This is a genomic window from Polymorphobacter megasporae (genome assembly GCF_018982885.2).
GTDB lineage: Bacteria > Pseudomonadota > Alphaproteobacteria > Sphingomonadales > Sphingomonadaceae > Polymorphobacter_B > Polymorphobacter_B megasporae.
Genome location: NZ_CP081849.1, coordinates 689,982 through 714,232, shown reverse-complemented (window position 1 = coordinate 714,232; position 24,251 = coordinate 689,982). Strand labels below are relative to the sequence as shown.

Genomic DNA, 24,251 nt, shown 5'->3' with positions numbered 1-24,251 from the left:
TCGAGACTGCGGAATTGGCCGCGGACGGCAGCATCATTCGGCTGCGATTGCATAGGGAACCTCCTGTTCGGGGAAGGCGACGGCCTCGACCGCGGCGTCGACGGTCATCCCGCGCGCCATCAGCGCTTCGATTCTCGCGTACGTGGCGGGAGAGCTGGAATACGCCGTGGCCGAGAACGGATCGAGGACGAGGCGACCCAGCGCCCTCATCTCCGGACCTTTGATGAACACTTCGGAATACTCCGAGCCGTTACGCTTGAGGCTCCGGATCATCGTCTCGGTGGCCGCGTCCATCTCGAGGCGATCGTGCCTCTTGAAGTCGGCGATCGTCTCGGGCTTCTGCTGGAGGACGAGCATCCAGTCCGAGTTTTCGAGCGCGGCCTGCGCGCCGGGCGACTTGTAATAGTCGTTGACCGACTGGGTCGCGGTGCACAGCGCGCCGCCATATTTGCGGCAGGTCCGGGCGTACGCCTCGACGAAATCGGCGGTGCTGCCGCCCTTGAGCATCTGCCACGCCTCGTCGATCAGCAGCATCTTCTTCACGCTGCGCGGCGTGCGCGTCATCATCTGGGTCGTCATGAACATGATCGTCGTCAGGACGACGGCGCGCAGCTCCTCACGCGTCGACAGGTCACTCAGCTCGAACACAGTGAAATCGGCTTCGAGCTTCAAAGTCGACTGCCCGACAAAGAACCCGCCGTAAGTGCCCCCTTTGCAGAACGGGCTCATCGCCAACGACAGGTTCTTGGCATCGCGGTTCTTGGCGTCAGCGAGCGCCTGGGCGACGTCGTGGACCGATCCTGTGTTGCCGAGGGTGTCCCAGACATGGTTGACTGCGGCGTCGATCAAGCCGCGCTCGGTGTCGTTGAGCTTGTCGATGAACCGGCACATCTGGCCGACGATCGCCTTGAGCATCGCCAGGCAGTCGAGCTTATAGTCCTCGTCGATGGCGATCCGCTCGGCGTCGATCATCGAGAAGGGGTTGAGGCAGAACCCCGACGACATCGTAAACTCGATGAAGGCCCCGCCCTGCAGCTTGACCGAGTTCATGAAGCTTCGGCCGTCGTCGATGACGACGATCTTGGCCCCTGCCCCGCACAGCGCGGCGCAGACCTCCTGGAGCAGCACCGACTTGCCCGAGCCCGACTTGCCCATGATCGTGACGTTGTGGTTGCCCGCGCCGTTCTCGAACGGCGACCAGAAAAACGGCTGACCCCGCCTACCGACGAGGAGCAGGTGCGCGATCGGCCCGCCGAGATACTCACCCTGCATCGGCGCCATGTTGGCCGCGGTCGAGGTCAGCATCGTCTTGAACCGCTTGAGGCGCTCCATGTCGTCACCGAGCCCGTCGCCGAGCGTCATCGGCAGCGCGGACAGCAGACCTTGGATTTGCAGGAACCGCTCGTCCATCAGGTCCCAGCCGGCAGATCGGTAGATCGACTTCAGCGTCCGCTCGTTAGTGTCACCCTCGTCGGCGACCGAATAAGTCGTGATCCCGTAGTGCAGCCGGACGATCTTGCGGCCCTCGCCGAGCTGGTCCTGTACGTGCTTCCACTCGGCCGACTGCTCGCGGATCTTCGGCATGTATTTTGCGCCACGGCTCTCGGCGAGGCTCGTCGTCCGCATGACCTTGAACCCGGACTTGCCGCTCGACTTGGTCTCATCGGGGTAACGCAGGCACAGCACAGTCGCGGTCGGACACGGCAGCCGCAGCTTGTCGGAGAACAGGTCGCCGATCAGCCGGGCACACTCCCATGGTGCCCAACGCTGAGGGAAGTTGCGCACGCCGAAGTGGCGAATGTCGAAGGTGTCGGGATAGACCTCACCGATCTCGGCGACGCCGTCATCATTCTCGCCCGTCGGCCGAATCCGCTCGGTCCGCAGCATCAGCCGGTCCTCGTGTACATGGATCTCGATGTCGCGGCGGACTGCCTGCTCGGCGATCGGGTCGAGTGCGTTATAGTCGACCGCCTCGTCCTCGCTCGCCGTCGTCGGTGAGGTCAGATCGTCGACCAGCGCGATCAGCGCGACCGGGTCGAGGATCGTCGCGTTCGCCTCGAGCGAACGCAGCACGCTGACAAGCCCGTCACGGCACTGAACCAGCTCCTCGCGGGACGACTTCGATTTATGGTCGACCGACACCGAGATGATGACGCGATGGTTTCTGAGATGGAACGGCGCGTCGACCGACAGCGACGTCCAGACGCCGTTGAAGAAGTGCTTGGCGCGGTGCCGCGCCATGCGCCGGTAGAACGCCCCGGACTCGTATCGCGGGAAGAACCACGCACCGATGTTGCGGGCGATGCGCGGGCTCGACCACGACAGGACTTGGACGTCGGCCCCCTGTGGCATCGCCTCCTGGAAGAACTGCGCCAGTACCTCGCCGGTGCGCTCGTCCGAGCCGACAAACGGCGGGATCTCGATCGCGAAGCCGTTCGAGCGCGAGTTAAGGAAAATCCCGTCCTTCGCATCGTACGACCGGTACGGCAGAAAGCTCGACAGCATGTCGAGACCGATGACGGGACGCTCGGCGTCGGGCTCGGCGCGGTCGCCAAAGGCCGCACCGGCGATCTTGCTGAAAATGCTCATTGCGGCGTCTCGCCGGTGACCGCGCTCGCGGTGACACCAGTCCCGGCAAAGAGCTGACTGATTGGCGGCGGCGCTGCCGCCTTGGCATCGGCGCGGCCAAGCCGGCTTTGATCGGCAATAATCGGCTTGGCCAGCATCGAGACGCGGGCTGCAGCGACCTTCGCATCAGTCGTGGGCGCGTAGCCGACAGCCTTGTTCGCGGGCACAGATGCCGTCGGAGTAATTACCGGAGGGGAAACCGTAGACGATGGAGGCGATGACACTGGCGCAATGGAACCCGCGGCAGCGACAGGAGCCGCTGCAGAATCAAGACGCGCGAGGTTGAGCGCGCGCGTCGACGACGCGGAGGAAACCGAACCGCCAGTGGTCGAGATAACTCCGGTTGCAGCGACGGTCGTCGGGCAGGGTACAGGGCGGAGGCGGCGATAGGCGTGACCATGCCACCAGACCGGGCGATAGCCGGTGCAATGCTCTACTGCCGCCGTCGTTTGATCGGCGACCACAGCGGCGACATCGGGCGTGTCGAAGTTCGGATCGAGACCTGCAACCGGTAGTGCCGACGCCGCCGCCGCCGCCTCGCGAAGGTCGATCGCTGCAGCTGAGCGCATGATCGCCGCACGCGGCCCTACAGGTGTCGAGACCGCCGACGTCGGGGTAAATGAGCCAGCGACCGCTTGGCCTTCGCTCCTCCGCGTACTCGCCGCCTTCCCCGCGATCACCTCGTCGAGCGATGCGAGCTTGCTCGTCGCCGACCCGTCAGGACCAGCGGGCTGTGCGACCGCAGCGGTCTGTGTCGCTTCGGCGTTGCGCCGCGCGCCGCCGGTCAGACTGTCGGTCCAGCCACCATGCTCGATCACAGCGTGGGCGGTCGACTCGTCATGGTAGATGCCGCTGGCATCGATATGCGCAGGGAAGACGACGCGAAGGACACGATCCGAGGTGCGTCCCGGGGGCGAGCCATCGGTCGACGCGGTGACCACCCTGCCCTCGCGCGGCATCGCCGAATCAGCGATGCCGCCGACCGGTTGCGCGGATGCTCCCATGCCGGCGACCGCCTTGGCATCGATCGATGACATCGGCGCGCAGGTGCCGTTCGGCGCGCGGCACGCGAAATCGCCGTGCATGTTGGTGCCCGAGGTCATGCAACCGGCGAGCGGCAGAGCCGACCCGATCAACGCAAGCCGTAGCAAGTGCTTCATTACCACCTCCCAGAGAACAGAACATCGGCGACAGCCGCGAACGCAGCGGCGGTCAGGACCCAGAAGGGCCGGACGACCGTCCCGATCGTCGCGCCGGCCATGATCGCCAGCTGGATCATGCCGCGCCGCCCTTGAGCCACGCGGCGAGCTCGGCCGCCGGACGAAAGCCCTCGATCACAGCGCCGTCGGCGCGGACGACGATCGGCGTGCCCGAGAACATGTGCCGCTTGGCGAACGCCTCGTTGGCATCGAGGCCCGAGACGTCGCACTTCGCGGTGTCGGTCTCCGGCTCTTCGTGACGATACGCGCCGTGGAGCGCGGCGACCTGGTTCTTGGCGCAGTAGACCTTGTCGCTCAGCGCGCGCGTGCCAAGGACCGAAATCGGCCGCTCTTCGACACGCGCGCTGATCGCGCCGAGGCTTTCCGACAGCTTCATGCAATACGGGCAGTGGAAGTCGGTGAAGACGACGACCTTGGGGCCGGTCGCGGGACCCCACCGGATCGCACCGGCTGCGGGAAGTTCGGACAGCGCAACCTTGGACGGCGCAGCGCGAATGCCGCCTTCGCCGGTTGCAGGGTCGTTGTGCGCCGCTGCGCCGAGCAGCGTGTCGGGGTTAAGTTCGAGGAGCTTCGCCGCGGTCAGGTCGGTCCGCGTCTCCATATCGTAGACGCGACCGATGACGAGATAGCGGGCGTTTTTGTCGGTGTAGAACAGCGTGTTGCCAGCGCTAACCTCACACAGACCCGTCAGCTTGTTGCAGTCGACCGCAGTTATCTTGGTCCGCGGCAAACGCTTGGCGAGCGCGGCGCGCAATGAAATATCGACCCGTCCCGCCGCCAGCGCCGGAACTACGCCGCTGACCAATCCGATCGCGGCCGCGCCCGCGAGGACACCACCAAAGACGACTGCCGGCGAGCGGACGAACCGCCCAATCGATGTACGGTTCACTTACTGCTCCTCACGTAAACACCGTCGAGAAACACGATCTCGACATCGATGCCGGTCGGCATCTCGATCACGGGTTGATATTGTTCAGCGCGCTCGATCAGATACTTGCTGACCATATCGCCGGCCTTCGACACGCCCTCGCCGAGGCCGCCGGTGGCGATCGCGCCGGGGCCGAGGAGCTGGCGGGTGCCGTTGACCGTGACGTTCGAGCCCTGCAGCACCGAGTCCGTGTTGGCGGTGAAGGCGCGGCCAAACCCGCCGGCGATACCGGCGAGGAACGCCTGGCCGATCAACCCGCCCTCGCGGGTGACCACCCTGCCCCGCACACCGGTCTTGCCGCCGAAGCTGATGAAGCCCTTGACCTCGCTGACCGCGACGCGGCCGCCCGGCTGATCGCAGGTCATCTTGGCGAGCTTAACGTAAATCTTCTCGGCCGAGAGATCGCCGCGCGCTGCACCATTGACGATGCAGCCCTCAAGCTTCGTCGTCAGGACGCGACCGTTTTGGACAACCGAGCGGGCCGGCCCGGTGATGCGCAGCACCACCGGAAGCGGATCGGTCTGCGACTGGACGCCCGCGGACGCATCGACGCCGACGATGACCTTGGCCGACGCGTACGAGTTGGGTGGGAGATAATCGATCGAATCCTCGACCACCGTCGGCGGTGCGTCGGGATGCTCGAGCTTGAACCCGATCGGGTCTTTGCCGCTCGGACCTCCGACCGTTGCTCCCTGGCCGCCGAAGCTGATCGTCTTGACCTCGGCGATCGACGGCATCCCGCCCGGCGCTCCCGGGGCACCGGCAACCATCGGTCGGCCCTGGGCGTCGTAGCCGCCCGCGGCGGGGCCATAGGCCGGGGCGGACGATCCAGCGACCCGAAACGGCTCGGCACCGCCAGCGCCGGGCGTGCCACCGTTTGGTCCGCCGCCCTTGCGCAACGCTTCGATCTGCGCCGCCTTGGCGGCGTTATCGCTGTTGAGGACCTGCAGCACCTTCTCGCCGTTGGCCTTCATCGCGGCGTTCTGCTGCTGCAGATCGGCGATCTGCTGCTGCATCGTCTGGACCTTGGGCACCTCGCCCTCGATCGTCTTGAGCCGCATCGACTGGTCGGACTGAATGACCTCGGCCTGGCTGCGCCACGCCTTGTCGGCGAGGTTCTTGCCGACCATGTCATCGGTCGAGATCTTGGTGACGAGCGGCTGCGACGGATCGTTCTTCACCGGCTTGCTCGACCCGCTGAAGATGTAGCTCGAGCCCGCAAGCAGGACGACGCCGCTGATCCCAGCGAGCCACATCGCCTGCCGCTTCTTCGTCCGTGCGTTGACCCCGCCGAGCGGATCGCGCGGATCGGCGACGCGACCCCGTCCGAGCCCGCCGCGCGTAGCGCGTCCGCTCGCATCGCGCTCGCCGCCCGCACCCATGTCACGATCGGCCATGGCTCAGTTCCCGTTCTGGCCGACGAGGTAGGCGACGGTCGACTGACCGGGGCCGATCTCGGGCGTGGCGATGGTAACGGCGTAGGTGCCCTGCGGCGCGAGGTCGGCCTCGTGCAGGGTGACCGGGGCGGTGCCCTTGTTCTCGACCCGCAAAACCTTGCCGAGCAGGCTGGCGCCGCGATACTCGGCGATCAGACGGACTGAGAGCGACCCGACCATCGCGGGCGACGAGTTGGGCTGGCGAACCTCGAACCCTTCAACTGTCGCCGAGGTCGCCATCGCCTTGATCAGGCGGACCGCGGTCTCCTCGACCGGCGTCTGTTCTTCCCACTCCCGCGCCTTCGCCTGAGCGAGACCCGGGTTGGTGACGAACACCTGTTGCGCCTCGACCGGCGACACGGTGCACGCGAACTTGTAGACGTAACCCTTCTTCGACGTGGCGAAGAAGTTGATCGTCTTGGCCGCATAGGTCTCGGGGACCGACAGATAAATGTCGCCGCGCACCGGCTCGTTGACCACCGAGAAATCGTTGTACGGGACGCCGGTCGCAACCTTGTTGAGGTTGGCGAACTGGTCGCCGACGAGGCTGATCCGGGTCAGGTCCTTCTTCGACGCGACGCACTCGACCCGGGCGTTGTCGCCCGCCATGCGGTACTGATCGGCGAGCGCGGGGCGCGTGGTGAACATCGAGCCGACGGCGAGCAAGCCGAGGCCGGCGAGCTTGAGCCGCGGTTCGACCGCCGCCAGCGTGCCGGCGATGTACGTTGCGCCGCCGGTGGCGAAGCCGATAATCCCGGCATCGCGAATGTTCATGATGCTGCTCCCGGCTTGTCGGCGACCAGCTCGCCGAACTCGACGAGGCTGAGCGACAGCCCCGAGTAGGACCAGCGGAAGCGGAAGGTCCGCACATCGCTGGCGATGATCTTGGTGCCGACATAAGTCGTCACGGTACCCGTGACTTCGGACACGAGACGCTTGGGATCGACGGTCATTCGCGTCATCGCGAACGCCTGGGCGACGTCGGAGCCCATCTGCTCGGCGACGATCTTGGTCAGGGCGTTCTTGACCCGGCCGTAGGCTGACGGATGAACGACCTTGAGAACCTGCTCCATCCAGTAGTCGAGGCCCGACGGGGTCCGGTTGAGCACCATCACCGCGGTATCGCGGGTGACCAGCTCTAAATACTCAGGGCTGATGCCGGCCGATGACAGCGTAAGCGGACGCGACAGCACCGGCTGCAACACCATCTCGCGATCTTTTGTCGACAGCGCGAGGACCAGCATCAGAACGATGCCGATCAGCGCCAGGGCGAAGACCGCTAGCATATTGCGCTGCTTGAGCAGCGATTGCGAACGGCCGTGCGAGATCTCGGCGAGCATTTGCCCTCACCCCGCCAACAAGCGGCAATGCGAGGGCGGTGTCAGCTTTAGTCGGACGAACGATCCCGGCAGATACCAGTAAGCAGCATGCAGCAGCCACGACGAAGCTCGACCTGACTTTGCTTTTCGCAGACCAAACCACGCCAACCCTGCAATAAGAATCCCGATAAATATGTGCTGAGAAAGGATGCCCCAACCAAACGGGATGACCATCGCGAGGAACTCATCGATCGTCCACAGACCGATGAGCTCGGGATCGTCGAGCCGCTGGGGAATCTGATATTGATCCGACATGAAGTGTCACCGCCCTCTGGGTTGCGACAGACCGCGCTTAGATCAGCGCGGTGACGGCGGCGGTGACGATCGGCACACCGGTGCCGACGCCGACACCAACACCGACCGGCACGGCAATCTGGCCGAGGCTGAAGCGCCCCGACGCCATACCGATGACGCCGCCGGCGAGGCTCATGACGGTGATGATCTTACCGCCTGAACCTTCCAGAAAGTCGGTGAACTTGGTTAACGCCGGCGCGAACGTGGTGTCGGCGCCGGCATGTGCCGCCGCCGCGGCGACAGCGCATACCGCCGCACCAACGGCCATATCGATAAATCGACCTCCCCCCCGTGGAGCTAATGAACTAAAATTCATCCTCGCGTTCCTTTTCTCATCGCAGCCACATCGGCTGCACGAAAAAATCGCCTATAACGGCAGGATAACGCAAGAGGACTGCTCGTATCTCACCGATATTTCGGTGATCTACATAAAATCGGCAGTTATTCCTCGGTTCGTATTCTTTACTATCGCAAATTGCGTCGATGATTGACCTATGATCCGCCGGAACTTGTCGTAGATTGACCTAAAATTCGTCGGTGTGACGCTGCGAGTGCGTTCGCCGCAGGACTAAGTCGCAGTTGAAGTGGGACAGAATAGTGTTTCGCGATGTGTCCAGACATTGCCGTCTCCGCTCCGATCCCGGCTGATATACGCGGCCAGGCGATACGGCATTCTGCTGGCGTCGCGACGCTTGTTGAGAGCAGCTTCATATCGGGAAAGGCTTGGTGATCCTGCGATCATCCTTGCCAAGCCGCCGTGCCGTGCTGATATTCTTGGGGCGATGAAAACCAGCCTCGATCACCTGCCGGCGGCGAAGCAGCGCGAGCTCGAGCGCGTTGTCGCGATCCTGTGCCAAGAGTTCGGATTGGCGCAGGCGAATGCCACCGGCAAGCGAGCGGCGGGCAAGATCCTCAAGGTCGTTCTTTACGGCAGCTATGCGCGCGGTGGCTGGGTCGACGAGCCGCATACCGCCAAGGGCTATCAGTCGGACTACGACCTGCTGATCATCGTCAACCAGGGCGAGCTGACCGACCGGGTGGCGTACTGGGCCGATGCCGAGGAACGGTTGATCCGAGAGCTGTCGATCACGCAGACTCTGCGGACCCCGGTCAACTTCATCGTCCACACTCTGCAGGAAGTGAACGACGGGCTCGCCCACGGGCGCTACTTCTTCATGGACGTGGCGAAGGACGGCATCGCCGTCTACCAGGCCGACGACACCGACCTGCACACGCCAAAGCCGAAGACGCCCGAGCAGGCGCTTTGCCTGGCGAAGGAATATCTCGAGGAGTGGCTACCGGCGGCGATGAGCCGACAAAAACTCGCCAAGTTTGCGATGCAAGAGCATCTCTTGAAAGATGCAGCGTTCGATCTTCACCAAACCACCGAGCGCCTCTACCACTGCGTCCTCCTTGTGCTGACCTTCTACACGCCGCACGTTCACAATATTGCCTTCCTGCGCTCGCAGGCCGAGCGGCTCGACGCACGGCTGATTGCGGCATGGCCGCGCGAGAGCCGCCAGCACCGGGCGATGTTCGAGAAGCTCAAGGACGCCTACGTGAAGGCGCGTTATTCCAAGCACTATAGGATCGACGCGGCCGAGCTCGAGTGGCTCGGCAAATGCGTCGAAGCACTTGGCCAAGCAGTCCATGCCGTTTGCGTTGACCGGATTGCGGCGCTCGAAGCCGCGGTCGCATCGCCTTCAAGAGGTGCCGCAGCAGCCGTTGCCTGTTGATAATTGAAACAGAACGTCGGCCGAGATAGGCCAGCCAAACATCGCCGAGTGCCAAATGACGCTCGAACTGATCGTAGCTGATACCGTCTGCGTCATCGGACCATCATCTGATGAAGACGGATTTTGTGGCTTGCCAATTTCCCGGTGTCACCGCAGAATTCGACGATCAGCATCCCCTTTCCGGGTATTCTGCAGGGAGTAATCCCGAAGCCAGGCGTCACACGCATCCGTCCTTCTGGCCGGATGGCCGCACCCCATCGATGCGCCCGCCGTTTTGCGCGGTTGTCGTCCGATGGTCGCGCACTCCCCTGACACGAGCTTATCCGCCAGCGCGGTGGAACCCAGCTGCGTCGCCTGAGGGAGGCAAGATGCCGATCGGACCTAATCTTCCTGGACTGTCCCACGCGGATACAACGCTTGGCTTGGAAAAGACCTCCGATATGTCGGGCGGGTCGCTTGATGTGCTGTACCGACGGCACGCGGCGTGGCTGACCGGAGTGTTGCGTCGGACACTCGGCAGCTTCGCTGCGGATGCCGAAGATCTCGTGCAAGATACGTATGTCCGCGTCGGTCGCTACACGTCCGACGACATCTCCCGCCATCCACGTGCGCTTCTGCGTCAGATCGCCGTGAACCTCGCCCGCGATCACATGCGTCGGACCGTCGTGCGCGGGTGGCCCGCGTCGCTCGATAGCGACGGGGATGACATCGACGCCCGCCTGTCGACGGCCGCGACACAAGAAGCAGACGTACTGTTAAAGAAAATCGTTCTTGGCCTGCCACAGACCTGTCGTGACGTCTTCATGCTCAGCCGTTTCACCTCGATGAGCAACGACGATATCGCCGCTCATTTCGCAATTTCGGTAAAAACTGTAGAATGGCGGCTGAGCAAGGCGTTGGCCCTTTGCGCCCGGCACCTCAAGGACTAGGCGACTGTCGCCATGACTGACCGCCCGGATGATACAGAGCGCATCGCGCGCGAAGCCGCCAACTGGGCGGCTCGGCTCAACGGCCGCGTCATCGACACCGAAACACTCGAGACGTTCGCCCAGTGGCGACGCGACCCGCGAAACGCCCAAGCTTATCACCAAGTCGAGTCGGCGTGGAGTCGAGCAGCGGACTTCGGCGCAGACCGCGATATTGCGGAGGCCACGCGCGCGGCGCTCGCACGCGGCGGCAAACGTGGCATCGCCGATACGATAAAAGCTTATGCCTGGAGCGGCGGACTCGTCGCGTCGCTGGCGGTCGCTGGCCTATTTATTGCCCTTGACCGCCCGACAACATACGCAACAGCGGTCGGGGAGCAGAAACTCATCCGGCTGGCCGATGGATCGCGCGTTCACATCAATTCCGATAGCAGCTTGATTGCGCGAGTCGATACGACGCGTCGGCAACTCGAACTCGAGCGCGGCGAAGCCTATTTTGAGGTCGCGCATGATCCGTCGCTACCCTTTATCGTTCGAACGAACCGCGGCCGCATCGTCGCAACCGGAACCCGGTTCGACGTCGATCGCCGGGACAACGAAACGCGCGTTGTCCTCACTGATGGCCGAGTTCGGATCTACGACGGTCCAGACGCCGAGGCCCGGCCTGCGGTTTTTCTCAACCCCGGTGAAGCAATCACGCTCGGCCGGGTGCCGTACGACACGCCACGACATGTCAACATCGAGATGGTGATGAACTGGCTGAGTGGGCACCTCGTCTTCCACCAGACACCGCTCGCGGTCGCCATCGCCGAGATGAACCGGTACACCGTCCGCAAAATCCGGCTCGATGCGTCGGGCCTCAGGGACGCTGAGGTCGATGGGCGTTTCGAGATTGGCGATGTCGACGGGTTTCTCGGTGCCGTCACCGAACTTTTTCCATTGCACGCCGTAAAAGACGCGGACGGTAGCATCACCTTGACTTCAACCACCTGAAGCAGAGTTTCACAGCGGCTTAGGGTTGACTGGGGGCTGATGCGTTTCCTGCTTATCGCCAGCACGCAACGTGCCCGCGATGCAACGCGGGGAAAACAGTTGAGCATTACAGGATCAATCGGCGTCGGGTTTTTTGCGGTGGTAATAACAACCGCATCAAACGCCGCCGCCGCCGGCGAGACCACGACCATCGTGGTGCACATCGCTTCCGGGTCGCTCGACCGCGCACTGCAGGACTACGCCCGGCAAACCCATCGCCAGTTGCTCTACCGTAGTCCCCTTGTCGCGGGTAAAAGCGTCGCTGCCTTGAATGGGGTTTTTACACCTGACGATGCGCTGCGGCGTCTGCTTGCTGAAACCGCAATTGTCTTTCGCAACATTCACGGAAATGTCGTCGTCCTCGATCGGGCTCCACCCTCGGAGACCCGGCGACCGTATCTGGCGATACCGTCAAGACAAGCCGCAAATCCAAGCCAAGCGTCTTCGCCTGCCGAGCCGACTGCCGCCGATATCATCGTCACGGGATCGCATATTCGTGGGAGCGACTCCAGCGCATCACCGGTCACGATCATCTCCCGGACCGACCTCGACCGGCTTGGCCGGGCCACGCTCGCCGAGGCGTTCGCGACGTTGCCCGCGAATTTTAGCGGGGCGGCCAGTGAACAAAGCGCGTTGACACTTGCAGACGGCTCGGGAACCAACGCGAGCCTCGCGACTGGTGTTAATCTCCGGGGCCTGGGCGCCGGCGCCACGCTTGTGCTCGTCAACGGCCGCCGCCTCGCGGGCTCCGGAACGCTGGGCGAGTTCGGCGACATTTCCAGCATACCGGCGTCGGTGGTCGACCGCGTTGAAATTCTGCTCGACGGCGCATCGGCAATCTACGGGTCCGACGCGGTCGGTGGTGTTGTCAACATCATCTTGAAGGATCGCTACGAGGGGGCCGACACCCGCCTTGAGACCGGGATGGTCACGCACGGCGGCACCCGTGAGCTTCAGGCCGGACAAACGCTGGGAACGACCTGGCCCACTGGGTCAGCGCTCGTCGCCTACGAATATTATCATCGCGACGCGCTCGCCTCGTCCGCCCGCGCCTATGCGCAAAGTGCCGATCTGCGCTCGCTCGGCGGCACCGATCATCGCCAATTCTACAGCCAGCCCGGAAATATTCTCGCCTTGGACCCGGGCACGGGCAGCTTCGGCCCGGCCTATGCCATTCCGCCTGGTCAGACCGGGACGATGCTCACGCCGGGCGCTTTTGTCGCCGGTACCGTCAATCTCGAGAACCAACGGCTCAATACCGATCTCCTGCCGAGCCAAGATCGCCACAGCCTCTATGCGCGCGTCGTTCAAACCATCGGCGATGGCGTCACCCTATCGCTCGACGGCCGCTATTCGTACCGTAGCTTTGCAGTTCGCGGCACGGGGTCGCCTGCGGTCATCGTTGCGACGCCGGCCAACCCTTTCTTCGTTTCGCCCAACGGCCAGCCGTATGACCTGATCGCATACTCGTTTGCCCGCGAACTTGGCCCGTCGCGGACAACGGGCAGCGCAGCGACAATCGGGATCACCGGGGGTGCCGAAGTCAGCCTCGGGCATCAGTGGAAAGTTCGCCCGTATTTGGCCTTCGCCCAACAGCTCGAGCGGAACCGTGTCGTCAATATCGTCAACACCCAATCGCTCGCGGAAGCGCTGGGGTCGGCACCGGTTCCGGCTGGCGCGTCATACAGCACCGCGAGCGACGGTTTCTTCAATCCATTCGGCGACGGAGCGGTCAACAGCGCAGCAATTCTTTCTTTTGTCGGCAGCGGTTATCAGGCGTTCGATAGTCTGAGCCGGGTAACGACTTACAACGTCGATGCTGACGGCCCGCTCGTCGACCTGCCCGGTGGCACCGTCAAGCTCGCGCTCGGGATCAATGTCCGACGCGAAGCCTTCACCACGAGCGGCGCGGTTCTGCTGTTCACCGATAGCCCGTCGATCACCTTGCCAAATCGGTCGGCCCGTACCGTCGAAGCTGCCTTTGCCGAGCTCAGAGTTCCACTGGTCGGCCCGAGCACGGCGCTGCCGGGACTGAGCCGGCTCGACCTGACCCTTGCAGGACGCGTCGAAAATTACAGCGACTTTGGTGCGACGGAGGATCCAAAGGTCGGGATCGTCTGGACGCCAGCACCGGGGGCGCAGCTTCGCGCGAGCTTCGGCACCTCGTTTCGCGCACCGAATCTGCGCCAGACGACGACCGCCGAGCGGATCAGCGGGACGGTGCTGTCGACCGCGACCGGGCAGGCTGCGGTGATCCTGCTTGCCGGCGGCAATCCGCAACTCAGGCCCGAACGAGCCGATTCATGGACCGCCGGCATCGGCCTGACGCCGTCCAAGCTGCCCGGCGTGCGGATGAGCGCGACATGGTTCCGGACCAGCTTCCGCTCACGCATCGGACGGCCGGCCCTCGACGACCTTGCCGACGCGCTCATCAATCCGGCGCTGGTACCGTTCGTCACAATCGTGTCGCCGACCACCAGCGCCGCCGATCTCGCGCGCGTTACCGCCCTAATCAATGACCCCGCGTCGATCATCCATGGTAGTTATGCGCCGTCGACGATCGGCGCGATCGTCGACGCCCGCTACGTCAATACCGCCAACACGCTCGTCGACGGCATCGACTGGACGGTCGCGTACACCGTATCGTCGGGGCGGAGCCAATTCGATCTCGCAGCAACCGGAACGAACCTTTTCGATTATCGAGAACAGCTGACCCCGACCGCGCCTGGTCTGAACAACGTCAACCTCGCGGGCAAACCCCTCGCACTTCGTGGCCGGCTAAGCAGCGATTGGACGCGAGGGGATGTCGGTGCAGGGATTGGCGTCAACTTCGCCAACGCGTATCACGATCTCGGCGGTCGCACAGTTGCTGCCTGGGCAACGTTCGACCTGCAACTGCGCTATGCGCCGCAACGCGTGACCGGCGCGCTGCACGGTATCGCCGTCGCACTCAATGTGCAGAACGTTACCGATCAAAGCCCGCCGTTCGTCAACACCGCGGCGGGGGTCGGTTACGACGCCGCCAATGCCGATGCGCTCGGTCGGTTCGTGTCGCTTCAGATTACCAAGAAATGGTGAGCATATCGCCGGGTTGGGCCACACGTGGCGGCCGCCGGGTAAGTGCCGTGTGGGCATGGGGGCTGATCTCGCTTGTCGTGGCTCCATCCGCCCTAGCAAGGCCGTTCGTCGTCGACGATCTTCTCCGCGTCGAGCAATTTTCCCAAGTCCTGCCCGATCCGACGGGGCGGTGGCTCGTCATCGAGCGCCGCCGGGCCGCCGGGACTGCACCGCGGTTCGACCTTGAGACCCATAAGGGGCTGACGCTCGGCTCGCTTTTTGTCGTCGATCTCGACGCGCCTACGGCAGCTCGACCGCTGCTGACCGCTGACTTGGCGACCGGCTATGTCGCGCTCGCCTTTTCGCCTGGCGGACGTCATCTCGCGGTCGCTCGGCTCCGCGGGCGCGCTTGGGAACTCGGGGTGGTCGATTTGACGACCACGGCAACGCGCTGGCTGGGACTGACGCCAGGCCTGCCCGGCGAGGGCCGCGCGGTACAATGGCTGTCGGAGACGCGTCTCGCAGCAATCATTTACCCCGCTGGGAATTTACCAGTCTACCTGCGCGCCGGGTGGCAAACGAAGCATGACCTGCCGCTGCTCTGGGAGCATGCCGCAACCGGTCAAGCGGTCACGGTCACCACCGTCGGAAGCGGTCGCTTTCGCGCAGTCACGCCGCGGACGTCGGCGCTGCGGCTCGTCGCAATCGACGTCGACCGCGGCTCCACCCAAACGATTGTCGAAGGCGCAATTTTAGATTTCGAAGCCGCAACCACCGGTCGGATCGCGGTCATACTCGCCGGCGACGACATCGCGCCGACTACCCTTGCGCTGGGCGTCGGTACGGCGACACGGCGGCGACGCCTTGTACTTGTCGATGCGGACGGATCACGAATGGTCACGGCCTGCACGTCCTGCGATTATGCCGGGTCGCTGCTGAGCTGGTCGCCAAGAGGCCGTCGTCTCCTTGCGTTTTCGCGGGGCAACGGAGCAGCATGGGACACGGGCAGCGTGGTGTCGATCGACGCCACAACAGGTAAATCTGTTCGTCCTGGAGGCGCTTCGGTTATTCCGGTCGTGACCGGCCCCCCCGACTTTGCGCCGGTGATTCATGCGGGCTGGAGCGGGGAAACAGTGGTCGTCTATGCTCGTCCAACGATGGCCGGGAGCGCACCGCGCGATGACTGGTTTGCACTTGATCACGGGCACGCGACGGCGCTCACCGCGGGGCTCGCGCATGTATCGCCGGCGCTCGCCGCAGTGGAGCCCGGCGGGATCATCGTGCGTGACGGCGACCAGCTGGTTCGGGTCGGACGCAGCCGGCGATTGACCGTCCTGCGGTCGCGCCCTGGCGGGCGCATTGTCGGCGGCCAGGCAAGCGAGCTCGGCGAACGGGGGCGCGCCGCGCCAAGTCAACTCGATGCGCTTGTTGAATGGTCGACGACGCCGGGCGGCCTGATCATTCATTTCCCCGGGCGAACCGAGTCTGAACCGGAAATTGCTCTCGTAGGCGCTTCGGCTATCGCTCGCGTGCCTCACCGTGCGATGGCGATCATAGAGCAGATCGACCCGCAAGGGACGTCGCGTCTTTTCCTCGCGCGCGCCGACCTTGCGCCGGTCGAGCTTGCAGCAATTAACGTGCATCTCGCGTCGGTTGAAAGCGCTCGAATGGCACCGATCGTCAGTGTCGGATCCGACGGGCAGACTCTGACGAGCTGGCTCTTCCTGCCGGCTGACCACCGACCGGGGGAACGATATCCGTTGGTCATCGTCCCCTATCCCGGGCGCGAGTTCGGCCCGCTGCCGCCGCGCGATCAGGCGCCCGGTGCGCCGCTCGATAGCATCAGTGCGCAGGTCCTGGCCGGTCGGGGCTATGCTGTCCTGCTGCCGAGCCTTCCGCGTGCTCAGGGCGGCGGTCTTCAGGCCGCGGCCCTGACGAGGGCTGTCCTCGCGCTCCTCGACCAAGTCGATCAGCGTGACGATATCGACGGGTCGAGGGTCGCAATTTGGGGTCACAGCTTCGGCGCTTCCGCGGCAATTGCGATCGCCGCGCGGACGGAGCGCTTTGGGTCGATCGTTGCGTCTGGAGGCCTTTACGACTTCATCAGCGCTTACGGCACATTCCTGCCGTCACGGCGGGTTCATCCCGAAGATGGCCTTTCGGTAACAACGATGGCGGGCTGGTCGGAGACCGGTCAGGCACGTCTCGGCGTGCCGCCGTGGGTCAATCCCTCGATCTACGTTGCCAACAGTCCGATATTCGCGGTCAAGACGATCAAGGCTCCGGTCCTCTTGCTTCAGGGCGATCAGGACATCGCCGCGCTCGGTCAGGCAGAAGAATTATTTTCGGCGCTGTTCCGGCAGGACAAGGACGTGGTGCTGGCCAGTTATTGGGGAGAAGGCCATGTCGTCGCCAGCCCCGCAAATCTCCGCGATCTCTACACGCGGATCTTCGCATGGTTCGACACCACACTTGGTCCCGGGCACCCCGTCGACATGCCTAATCATGACGACGCATTCGAAGCCAAGATTCGATGAGCGCGGCGCTCAAAATCTCGGTATAGGCATCACAGGGTGCAAGATTGTCGGGCTCGAGCGTCGACGCAAGCCGGCGACGGTCAATCAATCCCGCCACGGCGAGGTGTCCCTCGCATAAATATTCTTGCAGGAACTGGCGACTGCGCGCGACCAGCCGGCCGTAATAAGCGGTGAGATCGCCTTTGCCGTGCCGACCGGTCACGCTCGGAGGGAGCCGCCCGGCGAACGCGTCACGGGCGAGACGGCGGTCTCGGTCGCCGCCGGTCAGATGCGCGATCGGGGTCGCAAGAACGAGCTCGACCAGCGGCTGCGACAGCAGCGGATGTACGAGATCGCAGCGCCGGGAGCGTAGGCTCGCACCGAAGTACACACGACTGTTGGCCAAGCCGAAGATCTGAAGCCGCTTCGCCGGCGGTACGCTTTCGCAGCCGTCGAACCACAAATGATGATCGCCCGGCGCACAGCGGACGAACGACGCCGGTCGCGGCGGCGGGAACGGAAACCGGCGCGCGAGCGCCAACGCCGCGACTGACCACACGCTCGATCGCGTCCAATGCGCCGCGCGGATCGCCGCGCGGGCAAAGGCTATCGGCGACGCACCGCTCGCGAGTATGTCGGCGGCGACGGCCGCCGTCGGCATCTGGAAGAATACAGCGTCGCCGCCCTGCCCGGTGAAGATCGCATCGGCACCGAGATCGTCTGCGCGTTCAGCGAGGTCCCGGTCGTGATGGATATCCATGCCTGCCATCCCGGGCCGCAAACCCGCGGCCACAGATTCGAAGTCGGACGAAACGAGCGCGCGTGTTGACCGCGCAACTTCGGTCAACGCGAGATCGAGCCGCAATGCCGTCGCTCGGGCAAAGCTTCGTTCGTCAGCCTCGGGCGCCTCCCCGAAATACGTAAACCAATGCACGGGCTTCGTCGGACATTGCTGCAGTGCGCTGGCGACAATCGATGAGTCGAGCCCGCCTGAAAGTTCGGCAACCGGTCTCATATAACTGCTTGCCCATGCGGCGACGCAGGCATCGATCATTTGTTCGAGGGCAGCAGGTGTCGGGAACTGGAGCGGCGAACAATAGTCTGCGGGGCGCCAAAGCGACCGCTGCCTGATCCGGCCGTCAGCGATCTGACAGAGGCTCCCTGGTTCAACCGCGACCATAGCAGTAAGCGCGACCGCCTCGCTGACGCGCACCGGCACGGTGAGCTGCAGCGCGACAGTCGCCCAGTCGATCGCCAGTGGCGACGGTGGGGCGATGTCGGCAGGATACGCCGCTCCCGACGCGACAAGCCGGACCGGTCCCGCCTGCCACGTCACACAGTCCTGCGCCCCGAGCGGGTCGCGAACGATGTCGAGCGTTGCATGGCCGGGGCCGGGAACGATGACGACATAGGCACCCCAGGCCTGACGCAGGAGTTTTTGCCCGATTGCAATGGCGTCGGTGCCCCGCCAGGCGCTTGGATCGACGGTGGCCACCGTACCCGCCTCCGTGGCCGCGCGGTCGAACAGTTGGCCGATGATCACACCCCGGCCGTCGTCGAGCGGCACGCCAATCCTGTTGCGCGCCAAGTCGTCATCGACCGCGACAAAAGCACCAGGGAGATCGACGACTATGCGCCACCCCGGCGGTCGGGCAATCCGCAAGCGCACGCCGACCGCCGCGCCGGCGGGGTCGTCAAATGGCCAATATGCCGCCGCAAAGTCCATCACCGACGCCTGGAAGAAACGGCCATGATCGGCGCGAAGGCGAGAACCCGGTGGCTTGCATCTCCGACGACATGCTCGCCCGCTGCCAGCCAGCAATGCGCCCGAAAAGGATACAGGTGGACGCCGAAGATCCAATCGGTTGCAATGCCTTCCAGCCACAGAAAATGCATCAGCGCGAGGGCATGCGCGACACACGCGGCTCTTTGCGGCAACCAGATCGCCATCGCGTCGAAGCGTGCAACCGCTGATGCAATCTTGGCGATCGACGTGCTCGAGTTGCCGCTCATCCCCGCTTGGCGAGAGGGCGCAGCCGCGAGCCGCTCAGCAGCAGCGAGGGCAGGCGCTAGACTGTCGCCGCGTAAAAGTCGCGCGGCCGAGCCCTGCGCGCGCGCGAAGGTAAGCCAGTCCCCGATGCCAAGCGGCCGTCGCCGGCTCGGCGCGGGTAAATCACACCATCGGCGACGATCCAGGATGGCGACCGCATCCTGACCAGGCAAGTCGGCCGCATCGGTAAGCAGCCCTTCAGTGACGAGCCCGGCAATCTGATCCGGGGTGAGAGAGTCAAAAGGCCCGCTGCCGCGGGCGTCATCCGTCTCACTGAGGACGCACGAATATGTATCGGTCGCAACGTCGAGAAAGACGACATCGTCGCCGAGGCGGACCGCGAAAATTCCGGCAGCACTGATTTCGGTCATGCTCGATTGGTCCAGTCGGTCCGGGCGGCAATCTGCGGCAAACGGTGCCGGTCGCGCGCGACCGGCACCGGCGCGTTACGGCTGCTGATAGCGGATCACACCTTCGGCGAGATCACCGACGAAACTCGCGCGCGTATCGCGCTTGAGCGAGCCAATCCGGGTCAGCCGGACCTTTCCCTTCTTTGTCATTTGCCTTCTCCGTGTAACTGCCGCTTCATCGCGGCCTAGTCAGAAAGCAACCTTCCCAACCTATATCCAAACTATATCTGATGAGGTTTCGACAACGTGGTACCGCCTCAGCGCGATCCGGCATCCTGCAGACGGTGCGCCGCTGCGACGCGCCGGTCGACATATTGCTTGAGGGCAATCCGGACGCCTTGCCAGTCGCCAATCGTAACCGCTTGATCAAGACGCAGCGTGTCGGCGCGAGCGTCGGCGATGACGTCGGTCTCATGCCGCCGATACGGGGCGAGACGGGCGCCGAGATCGATTGCTTGCGCCCGCAGTAGCGCGTTGGCCGTCATCTGCTGCAGGATCTGAAAGGCGATCGGTGGCCCCACCCCTGTGGAGTCCTGGCCCGGGGACGTCGGGACATCAGGGAGCTGTTCACCCTCAAGACCGTCGATGATGCGGTTGTAGACATGCGCTTCGAGATCATAGGCGGCCGCAACCTCGTCGCGGGTCAGCCGCACGAGGCAAAAGCCTTCGCGTTGGCGGTCTTCGACGAGCCGGGCACCGGCTAGGCGACAGAGCGCCTCGCGAACCGGCGTGCCGCTCAGGCCAAGATCACGCGCAACTTCCGCGATCCGGATAAATTCGCCGGGGCGATATATGCCCTCGGCAAGCGCTTGCGCGAGGAACGAGAAAACCCGGAACCGCGGCGTCGTTTCAGTCTTGTATTTCGCCATATATCCTCCGCCGACCGAGAGCCGGCCGCGACCGGGCGAGCAACCGGCTGGGATACGCCAGCTATATTCGGCGGAAATTTCGCTCCCGCCACTTTCTGACGCGATCGCGACACCTGGTGCCCAAATAATCTCGCGGAACGTCGCACTGTCCGCCGCCGTAGAACGGGCTAAATCCTTCGCGCGGCGGAGCGGGCTACTTTGGCTTGCGCAACGATCTCGATCATGTCGTCTATATCGAAGGGTCTCACCAGAGAGATTAATGCAATGGATTTATTCTCGACTAATCGCGACCACACGATCCTGCTGTCGGCGGCGATGCGCGCGATCCGCAGCAAGCGTCGGATGCGAGCGAGCGAGGTCGCCAGGGCGATGGCACTCCCGCTACGAACCTACGAGCGATTCGAGGCCGGCCATGGACCACTGACATTCGAGCGCATCGCCAGCTTTGCCAAGGCGACGAATTCGGACCCGGTCGCCCTGATCGCTGTCTTGCCACTTGGGCGGCCCGAGTTCGCGACATGGTGCGCCGACAATAAATTGATGACGATCATGATGATGGTCGTCGACGAACTCGCCGATGAACTAGGCCCCGACATTGGATACCTGGAAACGGGAGCGTTGATCGCGACCTTCACCCGGGCCACGCGCGAACTGGTCGAACATTTCCGCAAGCGCGACATCTTTGCGGAGACGTGGTTGAGCCAGCGGTCTGAACGGATGGCAGGTTCGGTCCCATTGTCCACTCTGTTGCGGCGGCGCCAAGCTGGATAAGCTCGCGCGACGGGCGTCATCACCGTACGACGATACTATTGATTGTCGAAGCAGGACCCCGTCTAGACTGATCAGATCCATGTCGTTGTACGCCCATCAACATGACTTAAACGCCGATCGATGCCGTGCGCGTCGCCTATTACAGCAGCTTGTCCCAATATTTCTTAAGATTGAGGGGAGGAGAGCGTCCCTTTTCGACGCTAATGTATACGCCGTGAGAGCAGATCGGCATCGGTCGCAATCGCGTCAGTATAGCCGACAAAACCTTTCAGATATCATTACCTAGATTTAATTGAAGCGGTGATCGAGCAAGGCCGCTTTGATGCGAGCCGTTGGTATTATCATTCAGTCCGTTATCGGTTTCCAGCGGTGTAATTACACGTTGCCCAGCGAGCTCGCACCGGTTCCGTCCGGCTCGCTTTGCTTGGTACAATGCCCGATCCGCGCATCGGAGACTGTCGGTCAACAACTCGTCGTGTAGCGCCTGCGTAACGCCGATGCTTACCGTGATTTGCGGCACGCCGGGCATTCGAATTTCGGCGATCAGCAGCCGGAGAGCATCGCATATGAGGAACGCGCCCTGCTCGTTCTGCTCGGGGAGGACGAGCGCGAATTCCTCACCGCCAATACGGGCCACGCTGGCGATCGCGGGTCGGTTGTGATCCAATAAAGTCGCCACCGCGCGCAAGACGTCATCACCGACGTCGTGTCCCAGCCGATCGTTGATCCTCTTGAAGTTGTCGATGTCGACGATGGCAATCGATACAGGCGTTTTCGGGCCCCTCCGCTGCGACTTTATCATCTCAAACGACTTCTGGAGCGCGCGTCGGTTGGGAAGGCCAGTCAACGGATCCGAGTGGGCCAGAGCATGATTGGCCTGAACGACCGACTGCAGAACGGTGATGAGCAAAATCAGCCCACCTGCGATCAACAGAACGCCAGTGGTCATTTGCGAAATCACCGCATAGAGCGATCCGGCGTAAGCCTGCTTCGTCGGCCCGGTGCCAAGATTGCTAGCTGCGAACGGCTTTATGAGGAAATGTAAGCTCGTCAGCACGAAAATGCCGAACAAGACGGTGTTCAGTGCTGACCGAGGTGCTTGCCGTCTGACGGTGACGGCGCAAAGGCCCGCGGCCAACGCAAAAAACACCTGGAAGGCCATTTCATTCCAGAACGATCCGCGCGTCGCGTCCCACGTCAGCCACCGGTACGATAACCCCGCCGCGATGATCGAAGCCGCAACAATCAACATTGGTCGCCTGCCGTAGAAAAGCGAGAGTGCTGGCGACATGACGACGAGCCCAATAAGTAGGCTACCCGACGAAATCATCGTCAGCGGCTCACCCCAAGCCCCGTGCAAGATCGCCAGTTCGGAGATCGGCGTGAGGGCTCCAAAGGCGTAGCTGAGCGCCAGCCAGCGCGCTTTCGCTGCAGCTGGATTGAGATAAGCAACCGTCAGAAAGCTTGCGACGAACATCGTCGCAACGAGGGCGTTCATGATCAGCGGAAGCAAAGCTTGAGGCATCAAGTTTGATGCTCACGACCGCCCCTAAGAGGCAGATCGACCGCCGACGTTTCGTTAGAAATAAGCTGAACCTCGCTGGTGCTTTTGCTCGATAGCTTGCCTGCGACGCGCCGTCGTGCGGAATCGTGCATAACGCTGGCGTGATACCGCCTGTAGTTCTTAGATTAAAATCGAACGTCGACGGAGCGCGGCGAGCGTTCCGGCTTCGACGGTATACACGGCCGATCGCCGGCCACCGCGATTTTGATGATTGGTCCGCCAACCCGCATAGTGGCGGCGCACCAGGCCAGCTCGAAGGAGATCGCCGACAGCACGGCTGATGTTGGTCTTACTCGACGCGCGAACCTGGTCGTCGACCGCAGCCGACACGATGGCTTCGGCGATGATCGGATCTTCCGGCAAATCTGCCGCAAGGCGCGCAATAATACGTTGCCTCAAGAGATTCCTCCGCTCGCTTCGCACAAGCGGGGATAGTGCATCGCTGAGCCAATCTCGAAGCAAGTGCTCATGGTTGCCGTCGACAACCAACGGCCCTGCCCGGCCAGCGGCATCTGCCGCTTCCGAGATCAGAGTGAGTACGAGGAAAGCGTATCTCGGGCGCGCCGAAGTGACCGACAATTTTAGAAGAATATCACATACGTCGATCATCCGTGTCGTGTTTGCGATGTCCATAAGGCGTCCCCGTAATGTTCTCACGGGACGAAGGGCGCTTATCGCGCCGAAGTGAATCCCGTTTGAGTCACGACGAGTCGGATTTGCGACCAACTGACAATGATGTGTCGCTGGTGACACTTTACCCACGACTTTCGGTAAAGTGTCACCACTGACACCTAGGCGGAACGTCGAGACGGCCGGCGCGAGCAATATATAATATCCCGTCTCCGTTACGATCGGCAGCAACTCAGATATGATTTTGATTGCCGACCAATTCGGCTCGGATCGGTCTTGTACATTCTGACCCAGACTTTGGCACAGTAATTCAGGATTCTCATATCGTGAGGGCTTCGCAATCGTTGCAGGCACGCACCATCTGGGTCGGTATCAAGCGCGTCGAAGACATGCATCGATGTTGCTACCCAAACTCAAACTGGTGCCGCCAGCTATCCTGGTCTCAAAGGTACCAGACATCATGGTGTCGGCCTTTCACGCGAGCGGCGAAGACTTGCGTTACAGATCGATCAGCTCCCGGATTTGGGCTCGGCGAGACGATCGCTGGTCGCGTTCTCGAGCGCGTGCGGGTTGCGCGCATCGTCGGGGTCGAGCTCGCGTTCGATCCGGCGGCGGGCGTCGTCGGTAATCGCATCAGCGCGATAGGCGTGGCGATGCGCCACGCTCGGCCTCGATCAGTCGAGCCTGGAGCTGCGCGACCGGGTTGCCCTGGACCGCGTCGTCGGCGGTAACGGCATAGTCCTTGCGCCGGCCGCCGTGGCGGCGGCGTAGCGCCTCGATCATCGTCGGGTCTTCGCCGGTGGCA

General features: G+C 63.3%; 22 protein-coding genes. 6 read left to right on the top strand and 16 right to left on the bottom strand.

What is annotated here, in order from left to right; genetic code table 11:
• Positions 1-33 precede the first annotated feature (33 nt).
• The 8 genes from traC to KTC28_RS21430 form a co-directional block, all read right to left on the bottom strand.
• Positions 34-2,589, bottom strand: coding sequence for a type IV secretion system protein TraC (traC, locus tag KTC28_RS21465; protein WP_216710752.1), 2,556 nt, complete (start codon positions 2,587-2,589; stop codon positions 34-36).
• Complete coding sequence (locus KTC28_RS21460; protein WP_216710753.1) at positions 2,586-3,788, bottom strand: hypothetical protein; 1,203 nt, start codon at positions 3,786-3,788, stop codon at positions 2,586-2,588. Before KTC28_RS21460 ends, traC begins: the two co-directional genes overlap by 4 nt.
• A gap of 115 nt (positions 3,789-3,903) precedes the next feature.
• The gene (locus KTC28_RS21455) at positions 3,904-4,737 is read right to left on the bottom strand and encodes a DsbC family protein (protein ID WP_255602541.1); all 834 of its coding nucleotides are present in this window, start codon (positions 4,735-4,737) and stop codon (positions 3,904-3,906) included.
• A complete protein-coding gene (locus tag KTC28_RS21450) occupies positions 4,734-6,173 on the bottom strand; it encodes a TraB/TrbI/VirB10 family type IV secretion system protein (RefSeq protein ID WP_255602540.1) in 1,440 nt (479 codons plus the stop codon). Before KTC28_RS21450 ends, KTC28_RS21455 begins: the two co-directional genes overlap by 4 nt.
• A 3-nt stretch (positions 6,174-6,176) precedes the next feature.
• A complete protein-coding gene (locus KTC28_RS21445; RefSeq protein ID WP_255602539.1) occupies positions 6,177-6,986 on the bottom strand; it encodes a type-F conjugative transfer system secretin TraK in 810 nt (269 codons plus the stop codon).
• Positions 6,983-7,552, bottom strand: a complete 570-nt coding sequence (locus KTC28_RS21440; protein ID WP_216710754.1) for a type IV conjugative transfer system protein TraE — start codon at positions 7,550-7,552, stop codon at positions 6,983-6,985. The genes KTC28_RS21445 and KTC28_RS21440 overlap by 4 nt, the downstream gene beginning before the upstream one ends.
• A gap of 6 nt (positions 7,553-7,558) precedes the next feature.
• Positions 7,559-7,846, bottom strand: a complete 288-nt coding sequence (gene traL / locus KTC28_RS21435; RefSeq protein ID WP_216710755.1) for a type IV conjugative transfer system protein TraL — start codon at positions 7,844-7,846, stop codon at positions 7,559-7,561.
• A gap of 37 nt (positions 7,847-7,883) precedes the next feature.
• Positions 7,884-8,153, bottom strand: coding sequence for a hypothetical protein (locus tag KTC28_RS21430; RefSeq protein ID WP_255602538.1), 270 nt, complete (start codon positions 8,151-8,153; stop codon positions 7,884-7,886).
• A gap of 514 nt (positions 8,154-8,667) precedes the next feature.
• On the opposite strand from KTC28_RS21430, the gene KTC28_RS21425 reads away from it, so the two are divergent.
• The 3 genes from KTC28_RS21425 (at position 8,668) to KTC28_RS21415 (ending at position 11,540) form a co-directional block, all read left to right on the top strand.
• Positions 8,668-9,621, top strand: coding sequence for a HEPN domain-containing protein (locus KTC28_RS21425; RefSeq protein ID WP_216710757.1), 954 nt, complete (start codon positions 8,668-8,670; stop codon positions 9,619-9,621).
• 368 nt (positions 9,622-9,989) lie between these two features.
• Complete coding sequence (locus KTC28_RS21420; RefSeq protein WP_216710758.1) at positions 9,990-10,550, top strand: RNA polymerase sigma factor; 561 nt, start codon at positions 9,990-9,992, stop codon at positions 10,548-10,550.
• Positions 10,551-10,562: 12 nt separating this feature from the next.
• Complete coding sequence (locus tag KTC28_RS21415; protein ID WP_216710759.1) at positions 10,563-11,540, top strand: FecR family protein; 978 nt, start codon at positions 10,563-10,565, stop codon at positions 11,538-11,540.
• 156 nt (positions 11,541-11,696) lie between these two features.
• Here the strand turns inward: KTC28_RS21415 and KTC28_RS23090 are convergent, their stop codons facing one another.
• Entirely contained in the window at positions 11,697-11,924 is a 228-nt protein-coding gene (locus KTC28_RS23090) for a hypothetical protein (protein ID WP_255602658.1), read from the bottom strand.
• On the opposite strand from KTC28_RS23090, the gene KTC28_RS21410 reads away from it, so the two are divergent.
• Together KTC28_RS21410 and KTC28_RS21405 are read left to right on the top strand one after the other, a co-directional pair.
• Entirely contained in the window at positions 11,847-14,657 is a 2,811-nt protein-coding gene (locus KTC28_RS21410; protein ID WP_255602652.1) for a TonB-dependent receptor plug domain-containing protein, read from the top strand. The two genes, KTC28_RS23090 and KTC28_RS21410, sit on opposite strands and share 78 nt — an antisense overlap.
• A 77-nt stretch (positions 14,658-14,734) precedes the next feature.
• Entirely contained in the window at positions 14,735-17,173 is a 2,439-nt protein-coding gene (locus tag KTC28_RS21405; RefSeq protein ID WP_216710761.1) for a S9 family peptidase, read from the top strand.
• On the opposite strand, the gene KTC28_RS21400 is transcribed toward KTC28_RS21405, so the two are convergent.
• The 3 genes from KTC28_RS21400 to KTC28_RS21390 all read right to left on the bottom strand — a co-directional run bounded on the left by KTC28_RS21400 (position 17,136) and on the right by KTC28_RS21390 (position 20,481).
• A complete protein-coding gene (locus KTC28_RS21400; protein ID WP_216710762.1) occupies positions 17,136-18,878 on the bottom strand; it encodes an asparagine synthase-related protein in 1,743 nt (580 codons plus the stop codon). The two genes, KTC28_RS21405 and KTC28_RS21400, sit on opposite strands and share 38 nt — an antisense overlap.
• Positions 18,878-19,573 carry a lasso peptide biosynthesis B2 protein gene (locus KTC28_RS21395; protein ID WP_216710763.1) on the bottom strand — a complete coding sequence of 232 codons (696 nt, stop codon included), beginning with the start codon at positions 19,571-19,573 and terminating at the stop codon, positions 18,878-18,880. Before KTC28_RS21395 ends, KTC28_RS21400 begins: the two co-directional genes overlap by 1 nt.
• Positions 19,574-19,869: 296 nt before the next feature.
• Positions 19,870-20,481 carry a GntR family transcriptional regulator gene (locus KTC28_RS21390; protein WP_216710764.1) on the bottom strand — a complete coding sequence of 204 codons (612 nt, stop codon included), beginning with the start codon at positions 20,479-20,481 and terminating at the stop codon, positions 19,870-19,872.
• A gap of 264 nt (positions 20,482-20,745) precedes the next feature.
• On the opposite strand from KTC28_RS21390, the gene KTC28_RS21385 reads away from it, so the two are divergent.
• Entirely contained in the window at positions 20,746-21,252 is a 507-nt protein-coding gene (locus tag KTC28_RS21385; protein ID WP_216710765.1) for a helix-turn-helix domain-containing protein, read from the top strand.
• Between the two features lie 268 nt (positions 21,253-21,520).
• On the opposite strand, the gene KTC28_RS21380 is transcribed toward KTC28_RS21385, so the two are convergent.
• The 4 genes from KTC28_RS21380 to KTC28_RS21365 form a co-directional block, all read right to left on the bottom strand.
• Positions 21,521-22,777, bottom strand: a complete 1,257-nt coding sequence (locus tag KTC28_RS21380; protein ID WP_216710766.1) for a GGDEF domain-containing protein — start codon at positions 22,775-22,777, stop codon at positions 21,521-21,523.
• Positions 22,778-22,936: 159 nt separating this feature from the next.
• On the bottom strand, positions 22,937-23,449 hold the full coding sequence (locus tag KTC28_RS21375; protein WP_216710767.1) for a hypothetical protein: 513 nt from the start codon (positions 23,447-23,449) through the stop codon (positions 22,937-22,939).
• A gap of 506 nt (positions 23,450-23,955) precedes the next feature.
• Entirely contained in the window at positions 23,956-24,108 is a 153-nt protein-coding gene (locus KTC28_RS21370; protein WP_216710768.1) for a hypothetical protein, read from the bottom strand.
• A complete protein-coding gene (locus KTC28_RS21365; protein WP_216710769.1) occupies positions 24,080-24,229 on the bottom strand; it encodes a hypothetical protein in 150 nt (49 codons plus the stop codon). Before KTC28_RS21365 ends, KTC28_RS21370 begins: the two co-directional genes overlap by 29 nt.
• Positions 24,230-24,251 lie beyond the last annotated feature (22 nt).

Excerpts from the sequence above, each read along its gene's own strand:
- traC (WP_216710752.1), bottom strand. The coding sequence starts at position 2,589 with ATGAGCATTTTCAGCAAGATCGCCGGTGCGGCCTTTGGCGACCGCGCC.
- KTC28_RS21460 (WP_216710753.1), bottom strand. The coding sequence starts at position 3,788 with ATGAAGCACTTGCTACGGCTTGCGTTGATCGGGTCGGCTCTGCCGCTC.
- KTC28_RS21450 (WP_255602540.1), bottom strand. The coding sequence starts at position 6,173 with ATGGCCGATCGTGACATGGGTGCGGGCGGCGAGCGCGATGCGAGCGGA.
- KTC28_RS21445 (WP_255602539.1), bottom strand. The coding sequence starts at position 6,986 with ATGAACATTCGCGATGCCGGGATTATCGGCTTCGCCACCGGCGGCGCA.
- KTC28_RS21440 (WP_216710754.1), bottom strand. The coding sequence starts at position 7,552 with ATGCTCGCCGAGATCTCGCACGGCCGTTCGCAATCGCTGCTCAAGCAG.
- traL (WP_216710755.1), bottom strand. The coding sequence starts at position 7,846 with ATGTCGGATCAATATCAGATTCCCCAGCGGCTCGACGATCCCGAGCTC.
- KTC28_RS21430 (WP_255602538.1), bottom strand. The coding sequence starts at position 8,153 with ATGGCCGTTGGTGCGGCGGTATGCGCTGTCGCCGCGGCGGCGGCACAT.
- KTC28_RS21425 (WP_216710757.1), top strand. The coding sequence starts at position 8,668 with ATGAAAACCAGCCTCGATCACCTGCCGGCGGCGAAGCAGCGCGAGCTC.
- KTC28_RS21420 (WP_216710758.1), top strand. The coding sequence starts at position 9,990 with ATGCCGATCGGACCTAATCTTCCTGGACTGTCCCACGCGGATACAACG.
- KTC28_RS21415 (WP_216710759.1), top strand. The coding sequence starts at position 10,563 with ATGACTGACCGCCCGGATGATACAGAGCGCATCGCGCGCGAAGCCGCC.
- KTC28_RS21400 (WP_216710762.1), bottom strand. The coding sequence starts at position 18,878 with ATGGACTTTGCGGCGGCATATTGGCCATTTGACGACCCCGCCGGCGCG.
- KTC28_RS21395 (WP_216710763.1), bottom strand. The coding sequence starts at position 19,573 with ATGACCGAAATCAGTGCTGCCGGAATTTTCGCGGTCCGCCTCGGCGAC.
- KTC28_RS21390 (WP_216710764.1), bottom strand. The coding sequence starts at position 20,481 with ATGGCGAAATACAAGACTGAAACGACGCCGCGGTTCCGGGTTTTCTCG.
- KTC28_RS21385 (WP_216710765.1), top strand. The coding sequence starts at position 20,746 with ATGGATTTATTCTCGACTAATCGCGACCACACGATCCTGCTGTCGGCG.
- KTC28_RS21380 (WP_216710766.1), bottom strand. The coding sequence starts at position 22,777 with ATGCCTCAAGCTTTGCTTCCGCTGATCATGAACGCCCTCGTTGCGACG.
- KTC28_RS21375 (WP_216710767.1), bottom strand. The coding sequence starts at position 23,449 with ATGGACATCGCAAACACGACACGGATGATCGACGTATGTGATATTCTT.
- KTC28_RS21365 (WP_216710769.1), bottom strand. The coding sequence starts at position 24,229 with ATGATCGAGGCGCTACGCCGCCGCCACGGCGGCCGGCGCAAGGACTAT.